This is a genomic window from Asanoa iriomotensis (assembly GCF_016862515.1).
Taxonomy (GTDB): Bacteria; Actinomycetota; Actinomycetes; order Mycobacteriales; family Micromonosporaceae; genus Asanoa; species Asanoa iriomotensis.
Genome location: NZ_BONC01000111.1, coordinates 1 through 18494 on the forward strand (window position 1 = coordinate 1; position 18494 = coordinate 18494).

Below are 18494 nucleotides of genomic sequence, written 5' to 3' on the forward strand. Positions count from 1 at the left end.
CAGAGATTCGCCGGTCCTAATCGAGGGCGGGTCACTCTGGGTGCCGAGAGCTCTCATGGCCGATGAGCGATGGGCGGTGTGGTACGGCTCGCCGCGGTGTCTACCAGGTCCGGCAGGTTCCGCCCGGCCACCGGGGGTTGCTCTCGCGTGACTGGCGCGATCGGTACCGGCTCGGCCGCGGGGTCGGCGGCTCGGGCCACGCGTGCCCGCGCCGTCTCGGTTCGCGTCATCGGTGGACCACTGGTCGTTGCCGGCGGCGCGGTGTCGGCCGGCTCCGCCACGGAGCCTGGCGCGTCCGTGGCCGACGATGCCTCCATCGGGCCGGTGGCCGACCGGCCTGCCCCGTTGCGAGGCGTTCGGCGCGGTGCGGTTGCCGGCAGGAGCTGGGCGAGCTCCGCCTGCAGCGCTGCCCAGTCGGAGGCGCGGGGCGGGTCGGGCTGGTCAGTGGTCGAGGTGAGCTGCCCCGTGTTGTCCTCCACCTGCCGGTCGGTTCGATCGGGCCTGGCCGCCGGGGACCGTTCCGATCCCGGGCGCTCGGCACCGTCTCGCGCCTGCGCGGTGGCGGCCGCCTGCGCAACGGCGTCCCCGGCTGACCCTGGCCCCGCTGAGCCGACGGAGGCGGCGTCCGCGGAAGGGGGTGCGGCGGCCGTGTCCGGCGCGGGGGCCGCCGCCGTGACCGGGTCGGGGACGTGGACGAGCGGCCGCTGCGGGGTATCGGCGAGCAGCCGCGTGGCCGAGGCTAGTGCGACGGGGTCGGATTGACCGGACCGACGCCACCGCCGGCGACGGCCGCCCGCCGGCAGGTTCCCGGCCAACACGCGCGCAGGTGCCAGATCGGCGGCGATCAGCGCGGTGAGCCCGTCGTAGTCCGCCTGCTCGGCCAGCCGTCGGGCGATCTCGTCGAGGTCGTACACCGCCATGGCCATGTCCGCAGTGGTGGCGTCCAGCGCTCGGGTGATCTTGCGGTGCAACACCTTGCTGAGCGCCGCCTGCCGCCGCTCGCCGCGAATCTGCGCGCGGGCCGCGTCGAGGGAGCCGTACAGCCCGAGGCCGGGGTCGGCCTTGGCCAGCGAGCGGGCACGGCGGGTCAGCCACGGCTGTCGCAGCCAGTGCCCGACCGGTTCGTACGCCGGTGTGGTGGGTGGCAGCTGCTGCCTGGCGCGCAGCCGGTCCCGCCGCTGGTTCTCGGTGTTCATCAGCCACACCAGATAACCGAGCAGAGACATGCCCGCGTAGAAGCCGCCTTCGAGGTGGTTGCTGTGAGCCAGCCAGTTGAAGGCGACCGCGCCGGCGGCGATGCCAGCAGACAGCACGCGGGACAGCATCGCCCGTTCGCCCAGTCGACGGCGTACGTCGGCGTTCGCCAGCACCACGATGCCGCCCAGCTCCAGCGCGCCAACAGCGGGGAGGGCGATGTACCACGGCATGCCGAGCCGTTCCATCGCCCCGGACACCTGGCCCCCGAGCGCGACGAGCAGCACGACAACGTAGAACCCCGTGCGCAGTACGGCGACCCGCCGCACCGCCCGGGCCAGCTCGGCGTCCCACCCCTCCGGCGGGTCGACGCCTTGCACCCCGCCGGTTGAGCTTCCGCCAGTCATCCGGGTCCGGTTCGGTTCCTGGAACACGCCGAGCAGGTTCCTCTCTCATTCCGGCCCCGGCCTGACCGGCGCCTCGGCGGCGGCCCGACCCGGCGGTGCCGCCCGCCGAGTCGTACCGAAGCCGCGCTCCGCCGGCCGCCCGTCGTCCGCCGCATGCTACAAGGTTGCCGGGCCGATTTGGAGACCTCAGGACCGTTGTTCCTGGTCACGGATGTCCATGTCGGGGAGTGAGGGTGGGCGGCGATCGCCGGTTTGAACAGACGGGTTCGGCCCACCGGCGGTCAGCAGCTCGTCGGTGCGCGTAGCTCGAAACGTGTCCGTACCGGGCTGGAGGGCATTGACTTGGCGGGCTACCGCTTCCGCATCGGTGAGTTCAGCGGACCTGCGCGCCGGCTCGACACGTTGCGGCACAAGAAGGCAGACCGCCGTTGACGCTCGGCTGCCGTGCCAGCGGTGCGCAACTGGCACGGCGACCGAGGGATTCGAGTCAGAAGGTGCGGATGGCGGTCTCGGCCGGGGCCTCCAGGCCGTTGACGATCTCGTCGTCCAGCTTGACCAACGTCAGCGACGCGCCCGCCATGTCGAGCGACGTGCAGTATTCGCCCACGTAGTTGCGGCGGACGTGCATCCCGCGGGCCTCGAGCTGCTCGTGGGCGTGGCCGTAGAGCAGGTACAGCTCGCTGATCGGCGTACCCCCAAGGCCGTTGATCATCAAAGCCACGTCGTCGCCCTGCTTGTACGGGAGGTCCGGGACCACCGCGTCCAGAAGTTCGTCGACGATTTCGTTGGCGTTGTGCAGCTTCTCCCGGCGGCGGCCCGGCTCGCCGTGGATGCCGACGCCCATCTCCATCTCGTCGGCGCCCAGGTCGAACAGGGGTGAGCCCTTGGCCGGCGGCGTGCAGGACGTCAGCGCCATGCCCATCGTGCGGGTCACCGAGTTGACCTTGTCGCCCAGGCGGACCAGCTCGTCGATCTCGGCGCCCTTTTCGGCCGCCGCGCCGACGACCTTCATGACGAAGAAGTTGCCCGCCACACCCCGACGACCCACGGTGTACGTGGAGTCCGACACCGCGACGTCGTCGTCGACCAGGACCGTCTCGATCCGTACGCCCTCCGCCTCGGCCATCTCCTTGCCCATGTCGAAGGCCATCCGGTCGCCCGTGTAGTTGTTGATCAGGTGGAGCACGCCCTTGGGCGACGCGAGCATCTTGCTCGTCTCCAGCACGTAGTCCATCGGCGGCGCGGAGAAGACGTCCCCCGGGCAGGCGGCGTCGAGCATGCCCTTGCCGACGCTCATCACGTGGGCCGGCTCGTGCCCTGAGCCCGAGCCCTGGATGATCGAGACCTTGTTGTCGTTCGGCGCGTCCGCCCGCATGATCAGGTTGTACTCCGGCACGTACCGGAGCGTGTCCGGGTTGGCCAGCGCGATGCCCGTGAGCATCTCGGGGACGTACTGGTTCGGGTCGTTGACGAACTTCTTCATGACGCTCCCTTTCAGAATCCGGCGGGCCAGGTCTCGGCCAGGGCTTCGAACATCACGGCGACCGCGGTCGCTCCCGGGTCGACGCTGCCGATGCTGCGTTCGCCCGTGTACGCCTGCCGTCCGCGGCGCGCCTGCAGCTTGGCGGTCTCGTCCGCGGTGGCGCGGGCCACGCCGGCGGCCGCCCGTACCGTCGTCGGACCGTCGCTGCCGGCCGCCACCTGCCGCTCGATCTCGTCCGTGGCCGGGGAGAGCGAGTCGAGCAGGGTCTTGTCGCCCAGGCTGGCGTTGCCGCGGGCCGCGATGCCCTCGATCGCCGCCCGCAGCATCGCCACGGCGGTCGCACCGTCCGCTTCGGTCTTTCCGGCCGCCGCCGAAGCGGCGCGGATGAACGCCGTGCCCCACAACGGTCCCGAGGTGCCGCCGACGCGACCGGTGACGACGACCGCGACCTTGCGCAGGAACGTCGAGGTGTCGGTGCGGTCGAAGGTGTCCCAGTCCCGGACGACGAGCTCGAAACCCCGCGCGAGCGAGTAGCCGAAGTCGCCGTCGCCGACGACGGCGTCGAGCTCACCGAAGTACTTCTCGTTGGCGACAGCCGTCTTCGCGATCGTCAGCACCACGAACTCGACCGGCGGCAGCAGTTTGTCGGTCATCCCTTGTCCCCCTCGACGGCCGCGAGATCGGCCAGCGTCACATACGCGCCGGGCTGAGCCGGGCTGTGATTGGCGAGCACCTGGATCGGCGGGGCACCCGGGTCGCCGAGCGAGTCGACGACGAACGCCGCGCCGGTGAAGTCCTCGTCCTTCGTGTAGCCGTTGACCGTGACGACGCAGGGGATCCCGGCAGCGCGCGCCGCTTCCAGCCCGTTCTGGGAGTCCTCGACCACGACCGCCTCTTCCGGCGACAGGCCAAGCCGCGACAGCGCGAGCAGGTAGATGTCCGGTGCCGGCTTCTTGTGCGGCACGACGTCGCCGGCGAGCACGGTGAAGTCCGCGGCCCGCGAGGAGCCGACGTCATGCTCCACCACCGCCCGCACGGCCTTCTCCGCCGAGGTCGAGGCGACCGCCAAGGGCCAGCCGGCGGAGTGCGCCTCCTCGACGATCCGCGCGACGCCCGGCCGGGCGGGCAGCTTGCCGGCCGCGACCATGGCCGTGTAGATCTCGGTCTTCCGCTTGTGCCAGGCGGCCACCGCCTCCGCCTGCCCCTCGGGGTCGGTAGGCAGTCCAGCGGAAGCGACGAACGCGGGCGTCAGCAGGCTCTTCATCCGCTCCTTGCCGCCACCGATCGCGAGCTTGCGCCCGTACTCCTCCTCGCTCCACCGCACCGGGAGGCCGAACTCCTCGAACGTCTGGTTGAACGCGGGCAGGTGCCCGTGGCGCTCGGTGTCGGCCAGCACGCCGTCGCAGTCGAAGATCAGGGCGGTCATGCGGCCCGCCCCGCGCTGCCGAACCGGTCGACGTAGCCCTCGGCCATCGCGGTGACGTCGGCCGCGACGTGCCGGAACAGCGACGGCGGGTCCCACTTGCCCTTCTCTTCGGTCTCCTTGAGGAAGGCGAGGTTCGACTTCATGTACGTGACCTTGAGCGCCGTCGACACGTTGACCTTCGCGCAGCCGCGGGCGATCAGGTCCTTGAACTGCTCGTCGGTCAGTCCCGTGCCGCCGTGCAGCGCGATCGGCACGCCGGTCGCCTCGACGAGGTCGGTGACCCGCTGCTCGTCGAGTTGGGGCGTCTTCGAGTAGACCCCGTGCGCGTTGCCGATCGACGGCGCGAACACGTCGACCCCGGACGTCTCGACGAAGTTGACGGAGACGTCCAGCGACTGCCGTTTGGACTCCTCGTCTGAACCCACGTCGTCCTCGACACCCTTGATCGCCTCGATCTCGCCCTCGACGTGCGCGCCGTGCGCCCGTGCCTCGGCGACCACCTCGATGACCTGCCGCAGGTTCTCCTCGACCGGGAGGGTCGACCCGTCGAAGAGCACCGAGTTCCAGCCCTTGTCGAGGCACTCGGTGATCACCGCGCGTTCCGGGCAGTGGTCGAGGTGGAGACAGACCGGCACCTCGATGCCGGCCGTCATGGCCTTCCACATCGCGTACAGCGTGTCGGACCCGATGGACTTCACCGTCTTCACCGACGTCTGGATGATCACCGGCGACCGGCGTTCGACCGCACCGGCCAGCACGCTCTCCAGCGTCAGGTCGTTGACGATGTTGATCGCGGGTACGCCGTAGCCGTCGCGCATCGCGGGATCGACGATCTCCTTCAGCGTCACCACACCCATACGGCGAACGCTAGAAGCGCGACCGGGGGCCCAGCATCAGGGAAACCACCCGCACGGGATGGGTAACGTCCCTACCGTCGGCGGGCGATCAGCTCGCCGCGGGCCCGCGCACCGGTCTTGCGTAGCACGGCGCCGACGTGCTTCTCCACGGTCTTGACCGCGATGGTCAGCCGGGCGGCGATCATCTTGTCGGACAGGCCCTGGCAGAGCAGCGCGTACACCTCCATCTCCCGGGGTGTCAGCTTTGCCGGGTTGGCCTCCCTGGTGAGCCGGCCCGCCCAGACGCCGGTGTCCGGCACCAGCGACTCGCCGCGCGAGGCGGCGACGACCGCCCTGGCCAGCGTCGGGCCGTCGGCGGTGGCCTCGACGCAGCCGTGCGTGCCGGCGAGCAGCGCCTCGGCGACCGCGCGGTGATCGCCCGCGGCGCACATGGCGACCACGGCCGGCCCGCCGTCCGCGTCCGTGATCCGCCCGATCAGCTCGGCCTGCCCGGGCAGGTCGGGTCCCACCACCACGACCTGGGCGTGGATGGTGGACAGCGCGTCGGCTCCGGTGGCCTCGCCGACCACGGACACGGTCTCGCCCGACCAGGCGAGCAGCCGCGACAGGCCGGCGCGGGTCAGCGGTTGGGCCGCCACCACCAGCACCTCGACGCGTTCGGGGTCGGTGCCGGTCGGGCGCTGGTACGGGAACCCGGCCCGCACGCTGGTGCCCCAGCCGGGCACGGACTCGACGGTGGCCGACCCGCCGACGCTGCTGGCCAGCTCGGCGATCCGGGGCAGGCCGAGGCCGGGGTCGTCGGGCGCGAGCTCGAAACCACGACCGTCGTCCTGTACGAGCAGCGCCAGGGCCGCGGAGTTGTAGACGAGGCCGAGCCGGATCGTGGACGCGCCGGAGTGCCGCACGATGTTCGACAGGGCCTCCTGCGCCACGCTCAGCACGTGCTCGGCCAGCGCCCGGTCCAGCGGCACGGGCGCGCCGGCGATCACCAGGCGGGCGTCGGCGCCGCGGGCCCGCTGCGCCCACGCGAGCTCGTCGCGCAGCGCGTCCTCGAGCGTCCGGTCCTCCAGCGGTGAGTGGCCGGCGGCGCCCAGCGACCGGCGCACCTCGGTCATCGTGCTCTCGGCCTCGGCCCGGGCGCGGCGCAGATGCGCACTGATCACGTCCGGTGCGACCCGCTCGGCCTGGTCGAGCGCGGCGTTCAGGTCGACGAGGCCCTTGTCGAGCAGGCCCTGCACCTCGACGAGGAGGCGCTCCCGTTCCGCGCCCGCGGCCTGCAGGCGGGCGCGCTCCTCGGCGGCCTCGTGCGAGTTGGCGTTGACCAGCGCCACCGCGGCTTGCCGGGCGTACCCGCGCAGCAGCTCGGCGTCGTCGGCGTCGAACGGCCGGCCGAACACCACGCAGGCGCCGATGATGCGGCCCCGCCACTCGATCGGCACCCCGATGACGGCCTGCTCGCTCTCGGCGTCGTCGAGGTGGCCGCCCACCACGTCCGCGTACCGGTCGAACCAGACCGGCCCGCGCCGCCGTACGACCTCGCCGGTCATGCCCTCCGACAGCGGAAAGACGCGCCCGGACTGGCACGTGACGCCGATCTCGGCCTCTTTGCGGTAGGTGCCGGCGGCCTCGTCGACGCTCGAGATCGACCCCGCGTCGCAGCCGAGCAGCTCGGTGCACCGGCTCAGGATGCGCTCCAGCAACGGCCGTGCCAGCAGCTCACCGGCCAGCTCTTCGGCAACGCTGTGCAGCGCCGCGACGTCCCGGGCGGTCACTCCCCGATCGTCTGCCCGCGGCAGGCCGCGGACAACCGGAACGGCGTAGGTCAGCCGCGCTTCTTGGTGAGCCAGCGCAGGACGTCCAACGCGTGTGACGCGGGACGAAGGATGGGGTGGAAGAGGTGCTCGATGACGTCGTCGGCGACGATCAGGGTGAGGCGCTCGTAGAGCGTCATGTCGCCCGCGGTGAAGGTGGGCAGCCCGAGCGCGGCGGCCAGGGTCAGGCGCGGGTCCGGGATCAGCGGGTACGGCAGCCGCAACCGGTGCACGAGCTCGCGCTGGTAGCCGGTCGACTGCGCCGACAGCCCGTAGACGCGCTCCGCGCCGGCGGCCCGGATCTCGGCGTGCTGGTCGCGGAACCAGGCCGGCTGCTCGGTGCCGCCGAGCGCGCCGTGCACCTCGAGCAGGCTGTTCGGCAGGTCGACGCCGGGCCGGCCGGTGAGGGGGTAGACGAAGATGACGCTGCGGCCCCGGCCCAGGGCGCCGAGGTCGACGGGCCGGCCGTCGGTGGCGTAGAAGCTGGTCCGCGGCAGCGTCCGGCCGACCAACCGGTGCGGGTCCGCGGCGGGCGCCGGGCCGCTGGTCACGACCCGACCGGCGGCCGCGTCGAGGCGGGCGTCGAGGGCGTCGCGCTGCGCGGTCAGCTTGCCGATGCGTTCCTGGAGGGCGGTGATCGTGCCGCGGTACGTCGCGACCGCCGCGGCGCACACGTCGGCGTCGTCGGAGCCGGCGGCGATCGACTCCACGAACGGGCGGGTCTCCTCCACGCTGAGCCCGAGCGTCATCAGCTCGCGGATCTGGGCGACCATGCGGACCGCGATCGGGTCGTACTCGCGGTAGCCGTTGCCGAGGCGCCGCGGCACGACCAGCCCGACCGACTCGTAGTAGCGCAGGGCGCGGATGGTCGTGCCCGTCCGGCGTGCCAGCTCCCCCACCCGCATGAGCGAGATGCTAAACCCGGACCCTGGGGTACGGGTCAACGGTTGGCGGGGCGGGCCTAGACGCGGGCTTTCGCCTTGGTGCGGGACTGGGCGATGGCGGCCAGGATCAGGATGACCAGGACGGCGCCGCCCAGCCACCAGAGCCAGGCGAAGCTGCCGGTCGGCGACTCGTCGCCGGCGGTGCCGGCCGGTGGCGGCATCTGCTGTGCCACCTGGGCCTGGACCTTGACCGACGCCTTGCCGGGGTGCGGGTTGGGCGCGGTCACCGTGACGTCCCACGAGCCAGGGGTGAGCACCGGACCGCTGGTGTAGAAGCCTTGACCCTCCGCGGACGGGGCGAGCGGGATCGGGCCGACCGTGCGACCGTCCTCCCCCGTCCCGGTCAGCACCAGGCTCACGCCGGTCTCGACCGGGTGCTTGTCCTTCGTGAAGATCGCGCGGACCGTCACGCCCCCCGCGCCGTCGCCGGCGACGTCGAGCGTGACGGGTCCGTCGTGTGCGTATGCCGGAAGGCCCGGGACGAGCGCCAGCAGCGCGGCGGAGACAACCGCGACCACCAGTCGCCGCATGACGCTCATCCCGGATCCCCTTTACCTGGTTAGTTCAACGGTCCGCCGGCGACCTGCCGCGCCGGGTCGCCGGCGACGCGCCCGGCTCCCTTCAGCGACTTGCCGTCGTTGGCCTTGGTCGCCGCCGCGCTGGCCGTGCCGCCGAGGCGGACGATCATCGCGTTGGCGTCGCGCACCACCACGTCCCTGACCTCGGCGTTCGGCACCAGATTGGCGTTGTTGGCCAGCGTGATCAGCTCACGCAGCGCCTTGATCGCCTTGGTGTCGTTGCCGCTCGCCTCCGCATCGCGCGCGGTCTGGAGCTTGGCTCCAAGCTGCTTGTGCGCCTTCTGCGTCAGCCAACCGGTCGCCTTGAAGCGGTCGAGCAGGAACTGCATGTCGCGGAACGACGTCGTGACGTAGAACCGGACATCGGTGGTGGTGACGTTGCCGGCCTTGTCGGTCGCGGTCACGGTCAGCGTGTGCAGGCCGAGCGGGAGCTCGAACATGGCCTGCAGCTTGTTGGCCGGGTACGCCGCGCCGTCGAGGGTGCCGACCACGCTCTTCAGGCCAGAGGTCGGGTCGACCGCCTGGTACGTCACGCGGACGTCCTGGCTGTCGCCGTAGAGCTGGCCGTCGGCGAGGCCGCCGATGATCACCGTCGGCTTGTCACCGTCGATCTTGATGATCGCCGACTTGAGCGTCTCCACGTTGCCGGCCGTGTCGGTGGCGCGGTAGAGCAGCTCGTGCTGGCCGTTGCCGGTGACGTCGACCGGCACGGTGTACGGGGTCCAGGCGCCGCCGTCGAGGGCGTACTCCACCTTGGACACCCCGGACCCGGCGTCGGTCGCGGTCAGCGTGACCGGGACGGCGCCGTTGTGCCAGCCGTCGTCGGTGGCCGGCGCGAAGGTCGCCGCCGTCACCGGTGCGGTGGTGTCGATCTTCAGCGCGACCGACTTGGACGCCTCGACGTTGCCGGCCTCGTCCGTGGAGCGGAACCGCACCTCGTGCGGCCCGTCACCCGTGACAACGATCGGCGCCGTGTAGGCGGTCCAGGTGCTCGCACCGTCGAGCTGGTACTCGGTGCTCGCCACCCCGCTGCCACCGGTCTCGTCCGCCGCGGTCAGCGTGACCGTCGCCGGACCGGTGTGCCAGCCGTTGGTGACCGTCCCCGCCACGGCGGCCGTGGTGACCGGCGCCGTGGTGTCCTGCGGCTCCTGCCCGCCCGTCGAGACGCGGAAGTAGTCGAAGGAGATCGGCTTCGACGCGGTCTGTGCCGCGCCGAGGCTGAACAGGCCGACCTTGGGCGCGGACATCGCCGCGTTGGTCAGCGTCTCCGGGAACGTCGTCCAGGTGGTGCCGTCGGCGGAGTACGACGCCGTGTAGGTGTCGCCCGCCTTGACCAGGCGCAGGTGCCAGATGCCCTGGGTCAGGTTGGTGACCTGGGGCTGCGGGTTCTGCACCACGCTGGCGATCTCGCTGCGGAACTCGATCCGCCGCGCCACCGGCTGGCCGGCGGTGTTGTCGACGATGTAGTCGAACTTGACGTAGTTGTCGTCGTCGCCGTACACCATCAGGCCGCCCTGCTGGTACTGCTCGTTGAGCTGGCTGCCGTCGACCTTCGTCTCCAGCGTCCAGTCGCCCGCGGGCGCGTTCTGCAGGATGAAGTTGGTCGGTCCGGTGTTGTTGCCGGTGTAGATGTCACCGTTCGGCACGTTGATGGTCAACGAGCCGTTGGCGACCTGGTAGGCGGTGTTGTCCTCGCGGACGACCGCGTCCCAGCGGCACTTGTCGAGGGCTGTGCCGGTGAACTCGTCGCTCGGCTCGACCTCGGCACCGGCCTCGTCCGGCGTGATCTGGAACCAGTCGAACTCAGCGTTGACCACCGGCGCACCGGTGCCGCCGTTGAGCGCGAACAGGCCGATCCTCGGGTTGTTGATCCCGGCCAGCGCGGCGCTCCGGCCGGCCGGCGTGAACGTCACGCCGTCGGTGGAGTACTGGGCGGTCAGGTTCGTGCCGTCGGAGATCAGGCGCAGGAACACCGTGTCGCCCGTCGCCGTCACCGGCGTGCTGTCGGCCGCCTCGTTGCGTGGCGTGCCGGCGGTCTGCCGGATGAACTCCACCCGCCGGTAGTCGGCGAAGAGGAAGTCCACCTTGGCCCAGTTGGCGTCGTCGCCGTACACGACGAGGCCCGCCTGCTGGTAGTTGCCGGTGATCGGCACGGTGACCTTGGTGGTCGCCTGCCACGGGCCCGCCGGGGTCGGCTGGAGCACGATGTTGCCGGCGTCGGTGCGGGCTCCGTAGAGGTCCGCCGCCTGGGTCGGCAGGCGCAGGGCGCCACCGGCCACCGAGTACGTCTGGTTCTCCCGGACGATCGTGGTCCACCGGTCGCGATCCAGCGCTGTGCCGTCGAAGTTGTCCGAGTTCGCCCCGAAGCAGGACGTGTTCGGAGCCTCGACCCGGATCGGCACCGTCGCGTACGCCGCCGCACCGCGGCTGTCGGTCACGGTCAGCGTGGCCGTGAACGTGCCAGGCTGGGTGTAGGTGTGCGACGCGTTGGCCGTGTTGGCCGTCGTGCCGTCACCGAAGTCCCAGGCGTACGTGAGCGGGTTGTCGCCCTCCTCGTCGGTCGCCGTGCCGCTGAACTCGACGACCAGCGGCGTGGTGCCGGACGTCGGGTTGCCGGACGCGGTGACCACCGGCGGCGCGTTGTCGGTCACGCCGCGGCCGAGGAAGTCGACCCAGTTGACGTTGAACACCGAGCCCTGGCCCGTGTTGCCGGCCGGGTTGCGGGCGATGAAGAACAGCGGCCCGCTGGTGGTCGGCGGGTTGCTGACCGGCAGCGTGACGTCCACGTAGGACTGCCAGCCGCTGGTGCCCGGCACGTCGACCGTGCCGACCAGGGTGCCGTCGACCGCGCCCGAACGGACCTCGATCCGGCCGCCGCTCGTCGCCGAGGCGACGCGGAAGCGGAGCCCCGAGATGCCGGTCAGGTTGGCCGGGTCGAACGTCCAGTAGTCACCGTCCTCGATGAAGCCGATGTTCTGGAAGCCGCCCTGGGTGTCGCCGGTGGTCTCCCGCTGCACGCCCGGGTCGCCGCCGCCGATGCCGTCGGGTGCCCGGCCGGTCGCCGAGAAGTACTCCGCCTGCTTGCGCTTGGGCTGGAGCTGCTCGATGTCGCGGCCGGTGAGCGGGTTGGCCCCGCCGGCGCCGCCACCGTCGGTGTAGGTCGCCTCGAACACGCCGAACACGTTGGCGTCAGCGCCGTGCCCGGACGAGAGCGAGGTCTGGATGCTGCCCGTGCAGCCTGTCTGGCTCTGCAGCGGGTGGGCGTGCTCGTCGTGACCCAGGTAGTACTGGAGCTTCACCCGGTCACAGTCGATCGTGCCGTCCTCGGGGTCGGTCACGGTCACCGTGTACTCGACCTGGTCGCCCCAGTTGAAGAAGCCACCGTCCGGCGGGAACGTGATCGACACGGTCGGCTCGGTGTTGCCCACGGTGATCGGCACGTTGGCCACCGCGGTCCGCCCGCCCGGGTCCGTCACGGTGAGCTGGGCGGTGTAGTTGCCCGGCGCCGTGTACGTGTGTGTCGGGTTGGGATCGGTCGAGGTGCCACCGTCGCCGAAGGTCCAGGCGAAGGTGATCTCCTCCTCGTCCGGGTCACGGGACCCGGCGCTGGAGAACTGGACCGTCAACGGCGACGGACCGCTCGTCGGGGTGCCCGTCGCGACCGCGATCGGGGCACGGTCGCCCGCCACGTAGTCGATCCGGTAGATCCCGGAGTTGTCGTTGTTGCCGCCGAAGCCGCTGCCCCACTCGATCAGGTAGAGCGCGCCGTCGGACCCGAACTCGAAGTCCATCGGGCGCAGGAACGTCATCCCGGTCAGGAGCTGGTTGATGTCGACCAGGCCGTGCGCGTCGTCGGTGAGCTGGAACGTGTACATCTTGTTCTGGTTCCACTCACCGAAGATGGCCTTGCCGTCGTAGTAGGCGGGCCACTTGCGGTCCGACGTGTTGCTCGCGTCGTAGCGGTAGACCGGGCCGCCCATCGGCGCGCCGCCGCCACCGATCTCCGGGAACAGCGGGTTGCCGCTGTAGTCGTAGTCGATGGTGGGTGCGATCGCCGGCGGCAGGTTGCGCAGGCCGGTGTTGTTCGGCGAGTCGTTGACGATCGCCGCACAGTTGAACTTCGGCCCGCTCGGTCCGCTCGGGAACGTGAAGTCGTTGTACGCGTAGTTGTTGCCGTGGCAGTAGGGCCAGCCGTAGAAGCCGGGCTGCGCCACGATGTTCCACTCGACGGTGCCCTCCGGGCCCCGGTTGGGGTCGGCGGCACCGGCGTCCGGACCGTAGTCACCGACGACCAGCGTGTCGGTCTTCGGGTCCATGCCGATCCGGAACGGGTTGCGGAAGCCCATCGCGAAGATCTCGGGACGGGTCTGCGCGGTGCCGGCCGGGAACAGGTTGCCGGCCGGGATCGTGTACGAGCCGTCGTCCTCCGGGTGGACCCGCAGGATCTTGCCGCGCAGGTCGTTGGTGTTGGCGGAGGAGCGCTGCGCGTCGAAGTCCTGGCGACCCGGCCGCTCGTCCATCGGGCTGAACGAGTTGGACTCGAACGGGTTGGTGTTGTCACCGGTGGCCAGGTAGATGTTGCCGGCGCTGTCGAAGGCCATGCTGCCGCCCGCGTGGCAGCAGGTGTTGCGCTGGGTGTCGACCTGGAGGACCACCTTCTCGGTGGCCAGGTCGACGGTGTTGCCGCTGACCGTGAACCGCGACAGGTAGTTGCGCGGCGCACCGCCGTCCGGCGCGTAGTAGAGGTAGATCCAGTTGTTGGTCGCGAAGTCCGGGTCGAGGCGCACGCCGATGAGGCCGTCCTCGTTGCCGGTGAACACGTCCAGTGTGGCCGCGGTCGTGGTCAGGCCGGTGGTCGGCGAGATGACCTGGAGCCGGCCGTCGCGCTCCGCGTAGAACACCCGGCCGTCGGGAGCCACGTCGAGCTCCATCGGGTTCTGGGTGTTGCTGTCGAGCGTCACCTTCTCGAAGCTGCTCGTCTTGCTGGCCGAGCAGTCGGCGTCGACGACGCCCGCGGTGGTCTCGATGCCGCCGAGCAGGTGGTTGAGGAAGTTCGGCTCGGCGTACGACTCCTGCGTGTGTCCGCTGCCCGTGTACCAGGAGCGGCCGCCGTCGTAGTCCTGGCACCACGCGGTCGGGTGGTCGGCACCCATCGCGCCGGAGCCCGGCGAGTAGCTGGTCTCGTCGAGGCTGGCCAGCACGTGCACGGTGCCGCGGGGGTTGGTGCGGAAGTTGTACCACTCGTCGAAGCGGTTCCACTCCGCCGGCAGGTCCGCGGTGGACGGGTGCGCCGGGTCCTCGACCTTGATGGTGGCGTTCTGGTTGCTCGGGTGCGCCGAGAAGTAGGCGCCGACGAGCGAGCCGTACCACGCCCAGTCGTACTCGGTGTCGGAAGCGGCGTGCACACCCACGTAGCCGCCGCCGGCACGGACGTAGCGCTCGAACGCCGCCTGCTGGTCGGTGTTGAGCACGTCACCCGTGGTCGACAGCCACACGACGGTGGCGAAGTTGGCGAGGTTGGCGTCGTTGAACGCGGCGGCGTCCTCGGTGGCCGTGACCGAGAAGCCGTTGTTGGCACCCAACTGCTGGATCGCCGCGATGCCGGCCGGGATCGAGTCGTGCCGGAAACCGGCGGTCTTGGAGAAGACCAGGACGTTGTACGGCGCGCCGGGCGCCGGTGCGGCGCTGGCGGGGGCGGGGCCGGCGACGAGGACGCCGGCGACCAGGGCCAGGCTGGCCCCGAGACTGATCAGGGTTCTCTTGAATGTTCGGCGATGGACGGACACGAAGGCACTCCTCCGCACGCGGTGACGGCCCGGGTGCTCGGCTCGCCGAAGACCGAACGCCCAGGTGGATTGATCGCTGCCTGATGATTAACCCTTGTGGATCAAGGGGAAGACAAGACTTGCGCGATGTATTTGCATGTAACGTTTAAGTAACGTCATCTCCCGCCGGCGACGCGGATGGTCGCTCCGGTCACATAGGACGCATCGTCGCTGAGCAGCCAGGCGATGGCCGCGGCGACTTCGTCGGGGTAGCCGGCGCGGCCCAGCGGGGCACTCGGACCGACCCGGTCGGCACGGCCGGGCTCGCCGCTCTGGGTGCCGTGGAAGTCGGTGAAGATGACCCCTGGTTGCACCGTGTTGACCCTTATCTTCTCCGGGCCCAGCTCTTTGGACAGACCCAGCGTGAGGGCGTCGACAGCGGCCTTGCTGGCGGCGTAGTGCGGGTACTCGTTGGGGCTGCCCAGGGTCGCGGCGGCGGACGAGACGTTGACGATCGACCCGCCGTCGGTCATGCGGCGGGCCGCCTCGCGGGCGCACAGGACGGCGCCGACGACGTTGACCTCGACGACGCGGCGGAGGTCCTGCTCGTCGAGGTCGACGAAGCGGCCGATCCGGCTGCCGACACCGGCGTTGTTGACGAGACCGGTCACCGGTCCGAGTTTCGCCTCGGCCGTCTCGAACAGGGTCTTTACCTGTGCGGCGTCGGCGGTCTCGACCTGGATCGCGAGCGCCTGGCCGCCGCTCGCGGTGATCTCCTCCACCACCGTCGCGGCGGCGACGGCGTCGCTGCGGTAGCCGACGGCGACGGCATGCCCGGCGGCCGCGAGGCGGCGGCAGGTGGCGGCGCCGATGCCGCGGGAACCGCCGGTGACGATGGTGACCTTCACGTGTCGAGCTCCAACCGTGCGTAGATCTTGCTCTTCTCTTCCACTAGGTCCGCGCCGACGCGGCGCAGGACCGCCTGCGCGGCCTGGTTCTCGGGCGTCGTGTCGGCCTTGACGGTACGCGCGCCGGCGCGCCGGGCCTCGTCGAGGAGCTGCCTGAGGGCCTCGGTGGCCAGGCCCTGGCCGCGGGCCGACCGGGCCAACCACATGCCGACCTCCGCCTCCTGGCCGGTCTCGTCCAGGGTCAGGCGGATCATGCCGACGATTCGGTAGTCGGTGGTGATCGCGTACATGACGGTGCGCAGCGGCCCGGCGAGGCCGGGCTGGCGCTCGCGGTGGAAGGCGCGGAAGAACTGCTGCCTTCGGGCGATCCAGCCCGGTGGTCCGTCGACCGGCGGGATGACCTCGGTGGGGTCGGCATCGGCGACGGCCACGGCGAGCAGGCGCTCCGTGAGGTCGTCGTCGAGCGGCGTGAGCTGGACGGCGGGCATTGTCACACCCTAGAAGTAGGTTCCCGCCTATGCCGCAGCCTTTTCTCGTCGACGTCCCCGAGGCCGTGCTCGACGACCTGCGTCACCGGATCCGGTCGACCCGGTGGCCGCCGGCCGCGCCCGGTGCGCCGTGGGAGCAGGGCACCGATCTCGACTATCTGCGCGGCCTGCTGGCCTACTGGGCCGACGGGTTCGACTGGCGTTTCGCCGAGCGCCGGCTCAACTCGTACGCCCAGTTCGTCGTCCCGGTCGACGGGGTCGAGATCCACTGCGTGCATGTCCGGGCGGCGGGTGGGGGTGGCGTGCCGATCGTGCTGACCCACGGGTGGCCGAGCGCGTTCGTGGAGATGCTGCCGCTGGTCGACCGGCTGACCGATCCGGCGTCGGGGCCCGCGTTCGACGTGGTGGTGCCGTCGTTGCCGGGCTACGGGTTCACGCCGCGGCCCGCGGGTCCGGTCACCTACAGCCGGGTGGCGGGGTTGTGGCACGGGCTGATGTCTTCGCTCGGTTATGCCCGCTACGGGGCGCACGGCGGTGACTTCGGTGCGGGTGTGGCGACCTGGATGGCGTTGACCGCGCCGGAGCGGATGCTGGGCATCCACCTGACGACGCCGGAGGTCTGGCCGCACGTGGCTGCGCCCCTGACGGCGGCCGAGGAGGCCTATGTCCGGCACACCGAGGCGTGGGACAGCACGGAGCGGGGCTATTCGTCGATCCAGAGCACGCGGCCGCAGACGCTGGGCTACGGGTTGACCGACTCGCCGGCGGGGTTGGCGGCCTGGATCGTGGAGAAGTGGCGGTCGTGGGGTGACACAGGCGGTGACGTGGACGCGCGGTTCGGCCGGGATTTTCTCCTGACGCTGCTGACCGTCTACTGGGCGACGGGCTCGATCACCACGTCGATGCGGGACTACTGGGACAACCGGTGGCATCCCGACGCGATCGGGCCGGCCGACCGGGTGACCGTGCCCACGGCGACGGCGGTGTTCGCCAACGAGTTCGTCCCCGAGGGGGTGCCGCCGCCGGAGTGGGCCGCCCGGCTCTACGACGTGCGCCGGCGCACGGTGTTCCCGCGCGGCGGCCACTTCGCCGCGGCCGAGGAGCCCGACCTGGTGGCGGGCGACATAGCGGAGTTCTTCGGGAGCGTGTTGCGTTCGGGGGGTGATGCTTGATCGACTCGGTGCATGGCAGGGCACATGACACCCGACGAGTTCCGCCGGCACGGCCACGAGCTGGTCGACTGGGTCGCCGACTACTGGTCCTCGGTGGGCTCGTTCCCGGTGCGACCCACCGACCCGCCGGGCGCGGTGGCCGCGCGGCTGCCCGACCGGCCGCCGGCGGAGGGTGACGGTTTCGCGGGCCTGCGGGCCGACCTGGACGCGATCGTGCTGCCCGGCATGACGCACTGGCAGCACCCGGGCTTCTTCGCCTACTTCCCGGCCAACACGTCCGGGCCGAGCGTGCTGGGCGACCTGGTCGGTGCCGGCCTCGGTGTCCAGGGCATGCTCTGGGCCACGGGCCCGGCGGCGACCGAGGTCGAGACGGTCATGCTCGACTGGCTGGCGTCGCTGCTGGACCTGCCGGAGCGCTTCCGGTCGACGTCGGCCGGCGGCGGCGTGATCCAGGACTCGGCCTCGTCGGCGGCGCTGGTGGCGACGCTGGCGGGCCTGCACCGGGCGGGCGGCGGCACGTGGCGCACGGACGGGATCGGCGGCTCGCGCTACACGGTCTACACGTCGACCCAGGGCCACTCGTCGATCGAGAAGGCGGCCCGGATCGCCGGCATCGGCGAGACCGGGGTCCGCCAGATCGAGGTCGACCCGGCGACGCTGGCGATGCGCCCGGCCGCGCTGCGGGCGGCCCTGGCGGCTGACGTGGCGGCAGGCTGCCGGCCCGCGGTCGTCGTGGCCACCATCGGCACGACGTCGACCACGGCGGTGGACCCGCTGCCGGAGATCGGCCGGATCTGCGCGGAGTTCGGCGTCTGGCTGCACGTGGACGCGGCCTACGCGGGCGCGGCTGCCGTCTGCCCGGAGCTGCGCTGGACCCATTCGGGCTTGGAACTCGCCGACTCCTACTGCTTCGACCCGCACAAGTGGCTGCTGACCGGGTTCGACTGCGACGCCTTCTGGGTGGCAGACCGCGAGGCCCTGGTGTCGGCGCTGACGGTCATGCCGGAATACCTACGCAACGTGGCCACGGAGTCGGGCGCGGTCATCGACTACCGCGACTGGAGCGTGCCGCTGGGCCGCCGCTTCCGCGCGCTGAAGCTGTGGTTCGTCCTGCGCTGGTACGGCGCCGCCGGGCTGCAGGCCCACATCCGCGGCCACGTCGCCCTGGCCCAGCGCTTCGCGACCCACGTCGCGGCGGACGACCGCTTCGAGATCGTGGCCCCGCACCCGTTCTCGCTGGTCTGCTTCCGCCTGCGGGCGGGCGACGCGGCCTCTGAGTCGCTCCTGGAGCGAATCAACGCGACGGGCCGCTACTACCTGACCCACACGAAGGTCAATGGCGCCTACGCCCTCCGCCTGGCGGTGGGCGCGCCGCAGACAACGGAGTCACACATCGACGAGGCCTGGTCACTCCTCTCGACCGCCGCCAGCGACATCCTGGCCGACTCCCCGAAGAGCTAG

At 71.2% G+C, this 18494-nt stretch carries 13 protein-coding genes; 2 read left to right on the forward strand and 11 right to left on the reverse strand.

Translation table 11 applies throughout. The annotated features are described in order from the left end of the window. Nucleotides 1–53: 53 nt before the first annotated feature. The 11 genes from Air01nite_RS38540 to Air01nite_RS38590 all read right to left on the reverse strand — a co-directional run bounded on the left by Air01nite_RS38540 (nucleotide 54) and on the right by Air01nite_RS38590 (nucleotide 15861). Nucleotides 54–1628, reverse strand: coding sequence for a hypothetical protein (locus Air01nite_RS38540; RefSeq protein WP_203708360.1), 1575 nt, complete (start codon nucleotides 1626–1628; stop codon nucleotides 54–56). Nucleotides 1629–2088: 460 nt separating this feature from the next. Continuing rightward, nucleotides 2089–3084 (reverse strand): dihydroxyacetone kinase subunit DhaK, encoded by a 996-nt coding sequence (gene dhaK, locus Air01nite_RS38545; protein WP_203708361.1) that lies wholly within the window; start codon nucleotides 3082–3084, stop codon nucleotides 2089–2091. An 11-nt stretch (nucleotides 3085–3095) separates the two neighbouring features. Continuing rightward, on the reverse strand, nucleotides 3096–3737 hold the full coding sequence (gene dhaL, locus Air01nite_RS38550) for a dihydroxyacetone kinase subunit DhaL (RefSeq protein WP_203708362.1): 642 nt from the start codon (nucleotides 3735–3737) through the stop codon (nucleotides 3096–3098). Further along, nucleotides 3734–4510, reverse strand: coding sequence for an HAD-IA family hydrolase (locus Air01nite_RS38555; RefSeq protein ID WP_203708363.1), 777 nt, complete (start codon nucleotides 4508–4510; stop codon nucleotides 3734–3736). The genes dhaL and Air01nite_RS38555 overlap by 4 nt, the downstream gene beginning before the upstream one ends. Next, on the reverse strand, nucleotides 4507–5367 hold the full coding sequence (locus Air01nite_RS38560) for a class II fructose-bisphosphate aldolase (RefSeq protein WP_203708364.1): 861 nt from the start codon (nucleotides 5365–5367) through the stop codon (nucleotides 4507–4509). Before Air01nite_RS38560 ends, Air01nite_RS38555 begins: the two co-directional genes overlap by 4 nt. A 71-nt stretch (nucleotides 5368–5438) precedes the next feature. Further along, a complete protein-coding gene (locus tag Air01nite_RS38565; protein ID WP_203708365.1) occupies nucleotides 5439–7139 on the reverse strand; it encodes a GAF domain-containing protein in 1701 nt (566 codons plus the stop codon). A gap of 50 nt (nucleotides 7140–7189) precedes the next feature. Further along, nucleotides 7190–8083, reverse strand: coding sequence for a MerR family transcriptional regulator (locus Air01nite_RS38570; protein WP_203708366.1), 894 nt, complete (start codon nucleotides 8081–8083; stop codon nucleotides 7190–7192). Nucleotides 8084–8139: 56 nt separating this feature from the next. Further along, nucleotides 8140–8661 carry a hypothetical protein gene (locus Air01nite_RS38575; RefSeq protein WP_203708367.1) on the reverse strand — a complete coding sequence of 174 codons (522 nt, stop codon included), beginning with the start codon at nucleotides 8659–8661 and terminating at the stop codon, nucleotides 8140–8142. A gap of 20 nt (nucleotides 8662–8681) precedes the next feature. Next, complete coding sequence (locus Air01nite_RS38580; protein ID WP_444541819.1) at nucleotides 8682–14432, reverse strand: ThuA domain-containing protein; 5751 nt, start codon at nucleotides 14430–14432, stop codon at nucleotides 8682–8684. 209 nt (nucleotides 14433–14641) lie between these two features. Continuing rightward, nucleotides 14642–15373: an SDR family oxidoreductase gene (locus Air01nite_RS38585; protein WP_203708369.1), complete on the reverse strand. Its 732-nt coding sequence runs from the start codon at nucleotides 15371–15373 to the stop codon at nucleotides 14642–14644. After that, nucleotides 15370–15861 carry a GNAT family N-acetyltransferase gene (locus Air01nite_RS38590; RefSeq protein ID WP_203708370.1) on the reverse strand — a complete coding sequence of 164 codons (492 nt, stop codon included), beginning with the start codon at nucleotides 15859–15861 and terminating at the stop codon, nucleotides 15370–15372. Before Air01nite_RS38590 ends, Air01nite_RS38585 begins: the two co-directional genes overlap by 4 nt. Before the next feature lie 29 nt (nucleotides 15862–15890). On the opposite strand from Air01nite_RS38590, the gene Air01nite_RS38595 reads away from it, so the two are divergent. Together Air01nite_RS38595 and Air01nite_RS38600 are read left to right on the forward strand one after the other, a co-directional pair. After that, nucleotides 15891–17033 carry an epoxide hydrolase family protein gene (locus Air01nite_RS38595; protein ID WP_203708371.1) on the forward strand — a complete coding sequence of 381 codons (1143 nt, stop codon included), beginning with the start codon at nucleotides 15891–15893 and terminating at the stop codon, nucleotides 17031–17033. 12 nt (nucleotides 17034–17045) lie between these two features. Then, nucleotides 17046–18494 carry a pyridoxal-dependent decarboxylase gene (locus Air01nite_RS38600; protein ID WP_239091262.1) on the forward strand — a complete coding sequence of 483 codons (1449 nt, stop codon included), beginning with the start codon at nucleotides 17046–17048 and terminating at the stop codon, nucleotides 18492–18494.